The sequence below is a fragment of the Saccharothrix australiensis genome (assembly GCF_003634935.1).
Taxonomy (GTDB): domain Bacteria; phylum Actinomycetota; class Actinomycetes; order Mycobacteriales; family Pseudonocardiaceae; genus Actinosynnema; species Actinosynnema australiense.
This window is the reverse complement of sequence record NZ_RBXO01000001.1, coordinates 3,415,250-3,428,594: the sequence shown is the minus strand read 5'-3', so window position 1 is coordinate 3,428,594 and position 13,345 is coordinate 3,415,250. Positions and strand designations below refer to the sequence as shown.

Here is a 13,345-nt window from a genome sequence, read left to right as displayed (position 1 = left end):
CGGCCGGATTTCGGCGACAACCCCTACCGTCCCCCTAGGCCCCCCTCAGGGCGGTGGAGCAGCGAAAAGGCCGTCCGCGCGGCACCGGTTCCCCGGTGCCGCGCGGACGGCCCGCCGCGGACCTCACCGACCGGCGCGGCCCAGCTCCTCGTCGATGAAGCTGAGCAGCTCGTCGTCGGACGCCGCGTCGAACTGCCCCTCGACCGCGCCCGCCGCCGGCGCGGGATCGTCCAAGCGGGACAGCAGGGTCTGCAACCGGACGCGGAACCTGCTGCGGGACAGGGCGTCGGCGGCGGCGAGCGCGTCCTCGACCCGGTCCAGCCCGTCCAGCACGGCCGCCACCGGGTCGGTGTCCGGCACCAGGTCGGCGCGCAGCCGCGCCACCAGCGCGGTGGGCGTGGGGTGGTCGAACACCAGCGTGGCGGGCAGCCGCAGGCCGGTGGCGCGGCCCAGCCGGTTGCGCAGGTCCACCGCGGTCACCGAGTCGAAGCCGAGGTCGCGCAGCGCGCGCTCCGCGCCGACCGCGTCGGCGTCGGGCAGGCCCAGCACGCCGGCCACCGCCTGGCGCACCAGGGCGAGCAGGGTTCGCTGCTGCTCGGCGGCGGTCTGCCCGGCCAGGGCGCGGGCGAGGTCGTCGTCCACCGCCTCGGGCTCGTCGGCGGGCGCGGGCGCGACCTCGTCGAGCAGGGGGCGTGGCCGGGCCGCGGTGAACGCGGGCGCGAACCGGGCCCAGTCCACGTCCGCCACCACGACGGTCGTGTCGTCGGCCGCGAGCGCGCGGTCCAGCGCGACCAGCGCCCGGTCGGGGTCCAGCCCCGGCAGGCCCTGGCGGCGCAGCGCGGGCTCGGCGGCGGCGACCATGCCGACCCCGGCCCACGGTCCCCACGCGACGGTGGTCGAGGGCCTGCCGCGGCGGCGGCGCTGCTCGGCGAACGCCAGCAGGAACGCGTCGGCGGCGGCGTAGGCGCCCTGCCGCCCGCTGCCCCACACCCCCGACAGGGACGCGAAGGACACGAACCGCGCCGACGCGTCCAGCAGCTCGTCCAGGACGAGCGCGCCGGTCACCCTGGCGGCCACCACGTCGGCGAACGCGGCGTCCGAGGTGTCGCGCACCGCCGAGTCCTGGCCGACGCCGGCGGCGTGCACGACCGCGCCGAACGCCACCCCCTCGTCGGCCAGCCGCGCGAGCAGCGCCGCGACGGCGTCCCGGTCGGCCACGTCGCAGGCGACGACGGTGGCGTGCGCGCCGAGCGCGGCCAGGTCCGCCACGAGGTCGGCCGCGCCGGGCGCGTCCGGGCCCCGGCGGCTCACCAGCACCAGGCGGTCCACCCCGTGCGCGGCGAGGTGCCGCGCGACGCGCGAGCCCAGCCCGCCCGTGCCGCCGGTGACCAGCACCGGGCCGTCCCACGACACCGGCCGCGCCGCAGCGGCGGGCGCGGGCGCCAGCCGCCGACCGAGGACGCCGCGCGGCCGGACCGCCACCTCGTCCTCGCCGGCGGCCAGCGCGGCGGCCAGGTGCCGGCCGGTGACCTCGGCGAGGTCCGCCAGGCCGCCCCAGCGGTCCGGGTGCTCCAGGCCGAACACCCGCCCGAGGCCCCACAGCTGCGCCGCGACCGGGTCCACCGGCTCGTCGTCGCCCACCGCCACCGCGCCGGAGGTCACCACCCACAGCCGCACGTCGCCCCCGACGTCGGCGAGGGTCCGCGCCACCGCCAGGGTCGGCAGCACGCCGAGCAGGCACACCACCGTCGTCGGGCGGCCGTCGAGGACGTCCCGCAGCTCGTCGACCCCGGCCGGGACGACGTCCGCGCCGAGGTCGGCCAGCTGCCCGGCCAGCCCGTCGGGACCGCCGAGCAGCACGACCCGCTCGCCGAGCAGGTCGGCCTCCGCGCGGCGGCCCGCGTCCCGCCACACCACCCGGTGCCGCCAGCCGTCCACGACGGACTCCTGCCGGCGCGCCCGCCGCCACGACGACAGGGCCGACACCGCGGCGCGCCACGGCTGCTCGGGGTCGATCACGAGGTCCGCGGGCCACTCGTCGCGCTCGACGGCCGTCCAGAACTCGGCGTCCACCGGGTCGGCGGCGGCGGACGGCTGCCCCGGCTCCAGCCAGTAGCGCGACCGCTGGAACGGGTAGGTCGGCAGGTCGACCCGCCGCCCGGCGGGCAGCACGGCCGACCAGTCCGGCTCGACGCCCGCCACGTGCACCTCGGCCAGCGACGTCAGCAGCCGCCGCAGGCCGCCCTCGTCGCGGCGCAGCGTGCCGGTGACCGCCGCGTCGCTGCCGACGGCGTCGAGCGTGGCCTGGACGCCCAGCGTCAGCACGGGGTGCGGGCTGACCTCCACCAGCACGTCGTGGCCGTCGGCGACCAGCCGCTCGACCGCGCCGCGCAGGTCCACCGGCTGCCGCAGGTTGCGGTACCAGTAGGCGGCGTCCAGCTCCGCGCCGGTCAGCACCTGCCCGGTCACCGTCGAGTACACCGGGACGGTCCCGGCGCGCGGGGCGACACCGTCCAGGGCGCGCAGGATCTCGTCCTCGATGCGCTCGACGTGCGGGGAGTGCGACGCGTAGTCCACGGCGACCCGCCGGGCCCGGACGTCCAGCCGCGCGCACCGGTCGAGCAGCGCCTCCAGGCCGTCGACGTCACCGGACACCACCACGGAGGCCGGCCCGTTCACCGCCGCGACCGACACGCCCTCGTCCAGCAGGGGCGCCACGTCCTGCGCGGACAGCGCGACGGACACCATCCCGCCACCGCCGGCGATGCGGGTGATGGCCCGCGAGCGCTCGACCACGACCCGCGCGCCGTCGACCAGCCCGAGCGCGCCCGCGACCACGGCGGCGGCGATCTCGCCCTGCGAGTGGCCGACCACGGCGGAGGGCGTCACGCCCCACGACCGCCACACCTCGGCCAGCGACACCATCACGGCGAACAGCACCGGCTGCACGACGTCCACGCGCTCGAAGTCGCCGCGCCGCACCACGTCCAGGAGGGACCAGTCCACCAGCGGGTCGATCGCGGCGGCGCACTCGGCCATCCGCGCGGCGAACACCGGCGAGGTCTCCAGCAGCTCCACGGCCATGCCCGCCCACTGCGAGCCCTGGCCGGGGAACACGAACGCGACCCGGCCGGCGGCGCGGGCCTCGCCCGTGACGGCACCGCCCGCGAGGCCCGCCAGCAGCTCCTCCCGAGTGCGGCCCACGACGACGGCGCGGTGGGGGAACCGCGACCGGCCGGTCACCAGCGAGTGCGCCACGTCCGCCGGGTGGGCGTCCACCTCGCGCAGCCGTTCGGCCTGGGCGCGCAGCGCGGCCTCGTCCTTGGCGGACAGCACCCACACCAGGTCCCGCTGCTCGGGCTCGGGTCCGGGTTCGGTCGCCGGCGCGGCCTCCAGCACGACGTGGGCGTTGGTGCCGCTCATGCCGAACGACGACACCGCCGCCCGGCGCGCACGCCCCACCTCGGGCCACTCCCGCGACGACGTCAGCAGCTCCACCGCGCCCGAGGACCAGTCCACGTGCGGAGTCGGCTCGTCCACGTGCAGCGTCATCGGCAGCACGCCGTGCCGCATCGCCATGACCATCTTGATCACACCGCCGACACCCGACGCCGCCTGCGTGTGACCGACGTTGGACTTCAGCGAACCCAGGTACAGCGGCTCGACGCGGTCCTGGCCGTAGGTGGCCAGCAACGCCTGCGCCTCGATCGGGTCACCCAGCTTCGTGCCCGTGCCGTGCGCCTCCACGACGTCCACATCGGACGGTTCGAGTCGTGCGTTCGCGAGCGCCTGCCGGATCACCCGCTGCTGCGCCGGGCCGTTGGGCGCGGTCAGGCCGTTCGACGCGCCGTCCTGGTTGATCGCCGAGCCACGCACCAGGGCCAGCACCGGCAGGCCCAGCCGCCGCGCCTCGGACTGCGGCGCGAGCAGCACCACCCCGACGCCCTCGCCCCAGCCGGTGCCGTCGGCCGCCGCCGCGAACGCCTTGCACCGACCGTCGCCGGACAGCGCGCCCTGCCTGCCGAACTCGGCGAACGTGCCGGGCGTCGCCATCACGTTCACGCCGCCGGCCAGCGCCATCGAGCACTCCCCGGTGCGCAGCGCCTGCAACGCCAGGTGCAGGGCCACCAGCGACGACGAGCACGCCGTGTCCACGGTGACCGCCGGGCCCTCCAGCCCCAGCGTGTAGGCGATGCGGCCGGACGCGACGCTCGCCGCGTTGCCGGTGCCCAGGTGCCCGGCCAGGCCGTCCGGCACCTCCTCCAGCATGGTCAGGTAGTCGTGGTTGTTGGTGCCCGCGAACACGCCGGTCCGCGTGCCGCGCAGGGACGTCGGGTCGATCCCGGCCCGTTCCACGGCCTCCCAGGAGGTCTCCAGCAGCAGGCGCTGCTGCGGGTCCATCGCCAGCGCCTCACGCGGCGAGATGCCGAAGAACGCCGGGTCGAACGCGCCCGCGTCATGCAGGAAACCGCCCTGCGGCACGTAGTCCGCGCCGTCGAGGTCCCAGCCGCGGTCGACCGGGAAGCCGGACACGGCGTCCTCGCCGGCCGCCACGAGTCGCCACAGGTCCTCCGGCGAGGCGACGCCGCCGGGGTAGCGGCACGCCATGCCGACGATCGCGATCGGCTCGCCCGGCCCGACGTCCGCGCGGGTCTCCTCGACGGCGTCGGCCGCGCCGAGCACCTCGTCCCGCAGGAACGCGGCGAGGGCGCGCGGCGTCGGGTGGTCGAACGCGACGGTCGCGGGCAACCCGACCCCGGTGTCGCCCGCCAGCCGGTCGCGGAACTCCACCGCGGTCAGCGAGTCGAAGCCCAGGTCGCGGAACGCGCGGTCGGGGTCCACGTCGGCGGCCGCGCGGTAGCCGAGGACGGCCGCCGCGCCCGCCCGCACGACGTCGAGCACCAGGCGGTCCCGCTCGTCGGCGGCCACGGCGGCCAGCCGGCGGCCCAGCGCGGTGCCCGGCTCGGCGGCGTCGACCTCGGCCGCTTGCTCCTCCTCCGCCACCACCAGGGCGGACAGCAGGGGGCTCGGGCGGGCGGCGGTGAACAGGGCGGCGAACCGGGTCCAGTCCACGTCGGCGACGGTCACCGCGGCCCGGTCGCCCACGTGGTCCAGCGCGGTCACCGCCACGTCCGGCGCCATCGGGCGCAGCCCCTGGCGGCGCAGCCGGTCCGCGACGACCGGTTCGGCCGCCAGGCCCGCCTCGGCCCAGGGGCCCCACGCGACGGCCGTGGCGGGCAGGCCCTGCGCGCGGCGGCGCTCGGCGAGCGCGTCCAGGTAGGCGTTGGCGGCGGCGTAGGCGGCCTGCGTCGCGCTGCCCCACACGCCGGAGACGGACGAGTAGAGGACGAACGCGTCCAGGTCGCCGGTCAGCTCGTGCAGGACGCGGGCACCGGCCACCTTGGCCGCCAGCACGTCCGCGACCTCCGCGAGGTCCGTCCCGGCGATCGGCGTCTCGGCGGCGATCCCCGCCGCGTGCACCACGGCGCGCACGGGGGTCCCCTCGGCCGACAGGCGCGCCAGCAGCTCGGCGACGGCGTCCCGGTCGGTGACGTCGCAGGCCACCACGTCGACCCGCGCGCCCTCGGCGGCCAGCGCCTCCGCCACGTCGTCCGCCCGTCCGCCGCGCGACACCAGCACCAGGTGCCGCGCGCCCCGCGCCACGAGGTGCCGTGCGGTGCGGGTGCCGAGCGCGCCCGTGCCGCCGGTGATCAGCACGGTCCCGGTCGGCGTCCACGCCGGGCCGGTCGGTGCGGCGGCGGGCCGGACGCGGCGGCCGAACAGCCCGGCGGCGCGCACCGCGACCTGGTCCTCCGCGCCGGACAGCACGGCGGGCAGGTGGGCGAGCAGGGCGTCGTCGTCGGACGGCACGTCCACCAGCCCGCCCCAGCGGTCCGGGTGCTCCAGGGCCGCGACCCGGCCCGCGCCCCACAGCGCCGCCCGGTCCGGGTCGACCAGGACTGCGTCGTCGCCGGTGGTCACCGCGTCGCGGGTCAGGCACCACAGCGGTGCGGGCACCCCGACCTCGCCGAGCGTCCGGACCAGGGTCAGCAGCGCGCCGAGGTCGTCCCGGCCGGCCGCGAGCAGCACGCCCGCGACCGCCGCGACCGCCGTCACGTCCAGCAGCCGGTCGAGCAGGTCGTCGCGGTCGGCCGTGGCGGGCACGGTGAGCACGCGGGCGCCTGCGGCGGTCAGCGCCTCGGCGACCAGCGGCGCGTCACCGACCAGGAGCCACGTGCCGGACAGCGGGGCGGGCTCGGCCGTGACCGGCTGCCACGTCACCTCGTAGCGCCACCCGGCCACGTCGCCCGCGCGGACCGCGCCCTTGGGCGAGGCGGCGCGGTCCAGCCAGAACCGCTGCCGCCGGAACGGGTAGGTCGGCAGGTCGACGCGCCGCGCGCCGGTGCCCGCGAACCACGCCCGCCAGTCGACCCGCGCGCCCCGGACGTGCAGGCGGGCCAGCGAGGTCACCACCGCGAGCGGTTCGGAGCGGTCGGCGCGCAGGGACGGCACGAACTCGGCGTCCGCGCTCTCCCGGCCCATCGCGGACAGCACGCCGTCCGGACCGATTTCCAGGAACGTCCCGACACCCTGCCCGTGCAGGGTGGTGACAGCGTCGGCGAACCGCACCGCCTGCCGCACCTGACCGACCCAGTACTCCGGCGACCGCCACTCCCCCGCGACCGGCTTGCCCGTCACCGTCGACACCGCCTGGATCTCCGGCTCGCGATAGGCCAACGACTCCGCGACCTCCCGGAACCCGGCCAGCATCGGCTCCATCAACACCGAGTGGAACGCATGACTCACCGCCAACCGCTTCGTCTTACGGCCTTGCGCCGCAAGCTTCTCCGCGACCGCCAGCACTTCCTCTTCCACACCCGACAACACCAGCGACGAAGGCCCGTTCACCGCCGCGACCGACACCCCGTCGGTCAAATCCAACTCATCCTCGGTCGCCTGCACCGCGACCATCGCCCCACCCTCAGGCAACGCACCCATCAACCGCCCACGCGCCTTCACCAACGTGGCAGCGTCATCCAACGACAACACACCCGCCACATGCGCGGCAGCCAACTCACCGATCGAATGCCCCGCAACAAAATCAGGCCGCACACCCCACGACTCGAACAACCGGAACAACGCCACCTCAACCGCGAACAACGCCGGCTGAGTGAACTCCGTCCGATCGATCTCATCCGCGCCCAACTCGCCCAACGGCATGTCAAGAGCAGCACACACCGCATCGAAAGCCTCAGCGAACACCGGGAAAGCGCCGTGCAGCTCACGACCCATCCCGACCCGCTGCGCACCCTGACCCGTGAACAGGAACGCCAGCGGCCCGTCCTGAACGGTCCCGACGGCCACGTTCGCCGCCGGCCGCCCCGCCGCGAAGTCGATCAGCGCGGACCGCGCCGAGTCCTCGTCCTCCGCCACCACGACCGCCCGCCGCTCCAGCGCGGTCCGCGAGGTCGCCAGCGAGAAGGCGAGGTCCAGCCCGGTGTCCGGACGGCTCGCGACCGCCTCGGCGCAGGCGCGCAGCGCGTCCTCCGCGCGCGCCGACAGCACGAACGGCAACACCGCCGGTGCCCGCCGCTCGACCGCGTCATCCTCCACCGCGGCCGGGGCCTCCAGCACGACGTGGGCGTTGGTGCCGCTGAACCCGAACGACGACACCGCCGCCCGCCGTGGCCGACCGACCTCCGGCCACGCACGCGACGACGTCAGCAGCTCCACCGCGCCCGAGGACCAGTCCACGTGCGGAGTCGGCTCGTCCACGTGCAACGTCATCGGCAGCACACCGTGGTGCATCGCCATGACCATCTTGATGATCCCGCCGACACCCGAAGCCGCCTGGGTGTGACCGATGTTGGACTTCAACGAACCCAGGTACAGCGGCTCGGCACGCCCCTGGCCGTAGGTGGCCAGCAGCGCCTGGGCTTCGATCGGGTCACCCAGCTTCGTGCCCGTGCCGTGCGCCTCCACGGCGTCCACATCGGACGGAGCCAGACCGGCGACGCTCAACGCCTGCCGGATGACCCTCTGCTGCGCCGGACCGTTGGGCGCGGTCAGGCCGTTCGACGCGCCGTCCTGGTTGATCGCCGAGCCACGCACCACCGCGAGCACCGGGTGCCCGTGCCGCCGGGCGTCGGACAGCCGCTCCACCAGCAGCACGCCGACACCCTCGCCCCAGCCCGTCCCGTCGGCCGCCGCCGCGAACGCCTTGCACCGGCCGTCCACGGCGAGCCCGCGCTGCCGGCTGAAGTCCACGAACGTGTAGGGCGAGGCCATCACGGTCGCGCCACCGGCCAGCGCCAGGTCGCACTCGCCGTTGCGCAGCGCCTGAGCCGCCAGGTGCAACGCCACCAGCGACGCCGAGCACGCCGTGTCCACGGTGACCGCCGGGCCCTCCAGCCCGAACGCGTAGGCCACGCGACCGGAGATGACGCTCGCCGAGTTGCCGGTGCCCAGGTGGCCTTCCAGCTCGTCGGGCACGTCCTCCAGCGTGGTCAGGTAGTCCTGGCTGTTGGTGCCGGTGAACACCCCGGTCCGGCTGCCGCGCACGGACGCCACGTCGATCCCGGCCCGCTCGAACGCCTCCCACGACGTCTCCAGCAGCAACCGCTGCTGCGGGTCCATCGCCAACGCCTCACGCGGCGAGATGCCGAAGAATCCGGCGTCGAACTCGGCCGCGCCGTAGAGGAAACCGCCTTCCCGCGCGTAGCTGGTGCCCTTGTGGTCGGGGTCGTCGTGGAACAGGTTGGCCAGGTCCCAGCCCCGGTCGGTGGGGAACGCCGACACCGCGTCCCGCCCCTCGACCACCAGCCGCCACAGGTCTTCCGGCGCGGACACCCCGCCGGGGTAGCGGCACGCCATGCCGACGATCACCACCGGGTCGGCGGAGTGGTCCACCGACGCGGGCGTCACCGCCGCCGGGGCGTCCGCGCCGAACAGCAGCTCGCGCAGGTGCGCCGCCAGGGCGGCCGGTGTCGGGTGGTCGAACACCAGGGTGGGCGTCAGCCGCAGGCCGGTCGCCGACGCCAGCTCGGCGCGCAGCTCCACGGCCGTCAACGAGTCGAAGCCTAGCTCGCGGAACGCGCGTCCGGGCGCGACCGCGCTCGCGTCGCCGTAGCCCAGGACCGCCGCGGCCCGGTCGCGCACCAGGTCCACCAGCACCCGGTCCCGGTCGGCCGGTGCGACACCCGCGAACGGGTGGTCGTCCGCCGCCGGCTCGCCGGCTTCCGGCGCGGCCTCGGCGATGCCGTCGAACAGCCGGTTCGGCCGGCTCGCGGTGATCACGGGCGCGAACCGGTCCCACGCCACGTCGGCCACCACGGCGGCCGGCTCGGTCAAGCGCAGCGCGCGCACCGCCACGTCCGGGCGCATGCCGCGCAGGCCCTGGCGGGACAGGTGCCGCGCGGCGGTGTCGGTGGCCGCCATGCCGACCTCGGCCCACGGGCCGAACGCGATCGCCGTGGCGGGCAGCCCGTCCGCGCGCCGCTGCTCGGCCAGCGCGTCCAGGTAGGCGTTGGCCGCCGAGTAGACGGCCTGGTTGCCGCTGCCCCACACGCCGGAGATCGAGGAGAACAGCACGAACGCGTCCAGGTCGCCGGTCAGCTCGTGCAGGTGCCGCGCGCCGTCGACCTTGGCGGCCAGGCCCGCGACCAGGTCGTCCACGCCGGTCTCGGCGGCCGTGCCGTCCGGCGCGATCCCGGCCGCGTGCACGACGGCGTCGAACTCGTGCTCCGCGACCAGTCGCGCCACCGCGTCCCGGTCGGCGACGTCGCACGCCACGACCGTCACCCGTGCCCCGGCGGCGCTCAGGCGCTCGACCAGCTCGGGGGCGCCGGGGGCGTCGGCACCCCGCCGACCGGTGAGCACGAGGTGGTCCACGCCGTCCTCGACCAGCGCCGACGCCACCCGCGCGCCCAGGCCGCCCGTGCCGCCCGTGACGAGCACCGTGCCGCGGAACCGCCGAGTCGCACCGCCCCGCGCGCGCACCAGCCGCCGCGCGAGCAGGCCCGTCGCGCGCACCGCGAGCTGGTCCTCGCCGTCGGTCCGGGCCAGCGCCGCGACCAGCCGTCGCCCGACCCGCTCGTCCCACGTGCCGGGCAGGTCGACCAGACCGCCCCAGCGGCCGGGCTGCTCCAGCCCCACCACCCGCCCGAGGCCCCACACCAGGGCCTGGTCGGGCGAGGTGAGCCGGTCACCGCCGCCGGTGGCCACCGCGCCCCTGGTCACGCACCACAGCGGCGCGTCGACCGCGCGCAGCAGGTCGAGCGTGGCCACCAGGCCGCGCGGGACGGTCGTGCCGGGCTGCGGCTCCTCGTCCAGCGCCAGCAGCGACACGACGCCCGCCCAGGAGCCGGCGGGGACGTCCGCCGCGGTGTCGACCGCCCGGACGTCGGCCCCGGCGGCGGTCAGCGCGCCCACCACGTCGGCCGCGTCCGGGCCGACCACGAGCCACGCGCCCGACAGGGCGGCGTCGGGCGCGGGCACCGGCTCCCACGTGACGCGGTAGCGCAGGTCGTCCAGCGCGGCGCTCTCCCGCAGGCGGCGGCGGTAGGCGGACAGCGCGGGCACGATCTCGGTCAGCGCCCCGGTCCCGTCCACCTCCAGCGCGTCCGCCAGGGCCTGGAGGTCGGCCCGCTCGACGGCGCTCCAGAACGCCTCGTCGCCGCCGGTGGGGCGCACCGCCGCCACGGGTTCGTCGATCCAGTACCGCTGCCGCTGGAACGCGTAGGTCGGCAGGTCGACGCGACGGGCCCGACCGCCGTAGAACGCCGCCCAGTCCGGGTCGACGCCGCGCACGTGCAGCCGCGCGAGCGCGCCGGCGACCGCCTTCACCCCGGACCGGTCCGCGCGCTGCGCCGGGACGAACACCGCGTCCTCGGGCGCGACCTCGCGGCCCAGTGCGGTCAGCACGCCGTCGGGACCGAGTTCGAGGAAGGTGCGCACGCCCTGGTCGTGCAGGGTGGTGACGGCGTCGGCGAACCGCACCGCCCGCCGCACCTGGTCCACCCAGTACTCCGGCGTGCGCCACTCGTCGGCCACGACCGCCCCGGTGACCGTGGAGACGGCCGGGACGGTGCCCTCCGCGTAGGTGAGCCTTTCGGCGACCGCCCGGAACTCGGCGAGCATCGGCTCCATCAGCACCGAGTGGAACGCGTGGCTCACCGCCAACCGCTTCGTCTTGCGCCCCTGCGCCGCGAGGTCCTCCGCGACCGCCAGCACTTCCTCTTCGATGCCCGACAGCACCACCGACGACGGCCCGTTGACGGCCGCGATCGACACGCCACCGGTCAGGTCGAGCTCGTCGGCGGTCGCCTGCACGGCCACCATCGCGCCGCCCTCGGGCAACGCCTGCATCAACCGGCCACGCGCCTTCACCAGCGTCGCCGCGTCCTCCAACGACAGGACACCGGCGACGTGCGCGGCAGCCAGTTCGCCAATGGAGTGGCCGGCGACGAAGTCCGGCTTCACGCCCCACGACTCGACCAACCGGAACAACGCCACCTCGATGGCGAACAACGCGGGCTGCGTGTATTCCGTCTGATCGATCAGATCCGCGTCAAGCTCACCCAGGGACATCGCGAACGCGGCGCACACCGCGTCGAAAGCCTCCGCGAACACCGGGAAGGCGTCGTACAGCTCACGGCCCATCCCGGCCCGCTGCGCACCCTGGCCCGTGAACAGGAACGCCAGCCTGCCACCCGTCACGGAGCCCTGCACGACCTCGCCGCCGGACGCGCCGCCCGCCAGGGCGCGCAGCCCGGCGAGCAGGCCGGCGCGGTCGTCGGCCAGCACCACGGCCCGGTCCGCGAGCGCCGCGCGGGTGGTGGCCAGCGAGAAACCCACGTCGGCGGCGTCGAGGTCGCGTTCCTCGACCGCCGCGACGAGCCGGTCCGCCTGCGCGGCCAAGGCGGCGGTGCCGCGCGCCGACACGGGAGCCACGACCACCGGCGGGACACCGGTCGTCGCGGGAGCTTCCTCTTCCTCGGCCTGTTCGACGATCACGTGGGCGTTGGTGCCGCTGAACCCGAACGACGACACACCCGCCCGACGCGGACGACCCACCACCGGCCACGGCCGGTTCTCCGTCAACAACCCCACCGCACCCGAAGACCAGTCCACATGCGGCGACGGCTCATCCACGTGCAACGTCCTCGGCAACACACCCTCACGCATCGCCATGACCACCTTGATGATCCCGGCAACACCCGCCGCAGCCTGCGTATGACCGATGTTCGACTTCACCGAACCCAACCACAACGGCTCGTCACGACCCTGACCGTAAGTCGCCAACAACGCCTGCGCCTCGATCGGATCACCCAAAGCCGTACCCGTACCGTGCGCCTCCACAACATCCACATCGGACGCAGACAAGCCGGCACTGCTCAACGCCTGCCGAATCACCCGCTGCTGCGACGGACCATTCGGCGCCGTCAACCCATTCGACGCACCATCCTGGTTGATCGCCGATCCCCGGATCACGGCCAGCACCGGGTGGCCGTTGCGCCGGGCGTCGGACAGCTTCTCGACCAGCAGCAGGCCGACGCCCTCGCCCCAGCCGGTGCCGTCGGCCGCCGCCGCGAACGCCTTGCACCGCCCGTCGGAGGCGAGCCCGCCCTGCTTGGCGAACTCCGTGAACGCGCCCGGCTGCGACATGACCGTCACACCGCCGGCGAGCGCCATCGAGCACTCCCCCGACCGCAGCGCCTGCACCGCGAGGTGCAGCGCCACCAACGACGACGAGCACGCCGTGTCCACCGTCACCGCCGGACCCTCCAGGCCCAGCGTGTAGGCCACGCGGCCGGACAGCACGCTGCCCGCCGTGCCGGTGGCGATGTGCCCTTCGAGGTGGTCGGGCGCGTCCAGCAGGACGATCGAGTAGTCCTGGCTGTTGGTGCCCGCGAACACCCCGGTGCGGGAGCCGCGCAGGGACGTCGGGTCGATCCCCGCGCGCTCCACGGCCTCCCACGCCACTTCCAGCACCAGCCGCTGCTGCGGGTCCATCGCCAGCGCCTCGCGCGGCGAGATGCCGAAGAACGCCGGGTCGAACTCGGCGGCTTCGTGCAGGAACCCGCCCTGCGGCGCGAAGTCGGCGTCGCCGACGTCCCAGCCCCGGTCGGCGGGCAGCCCGGTCAGGGCGTCCACGCCGTCCGCCACGACCCGCCACAGGTCCTCCGGCGACGACACGCCGCCGGGGAACCGGCACGCCATGCCGACGACGGCGACGGGCTCCGTCGCGGCGGCCGTCAGCTGCTGGTTGTGCCGGCGCAGCCGCTCCGCCTCCTTGACCGACGCGCGCAGCGCCTCGACGATCCGGTCCTGGGGAGTGCTCATC

Annotated in this window: 1 protein-coding gene; it reads right to left on the bottom strand. The window is 75.8% G+C overall.

All coding sequences use genetic code 11. The annotated features are described in order from the left end of the window. Positions 1-123: 123 nt before the first annotated feature. Complete coding sequence (locus C8E97_RS15375; protein ID WP_121006130.1) at positions 124-13,344, bottom strand: type I polyketide synthase; 13,221 nt, start codon at positions 13,342-13,344, stop codon at positions 124-126. Position 13,345 lies beyond the last annotated feature (1 nt).

Coding starts and splice junctions, on each gene's coding strand:
- C8E97_RS15375 (WP_121006130.1), bottom strand. CDS start 13,344: ATGAGCACTCCCCAGGACCGGATCGTCGAGGCGCTGCGCGCGTCGGTC.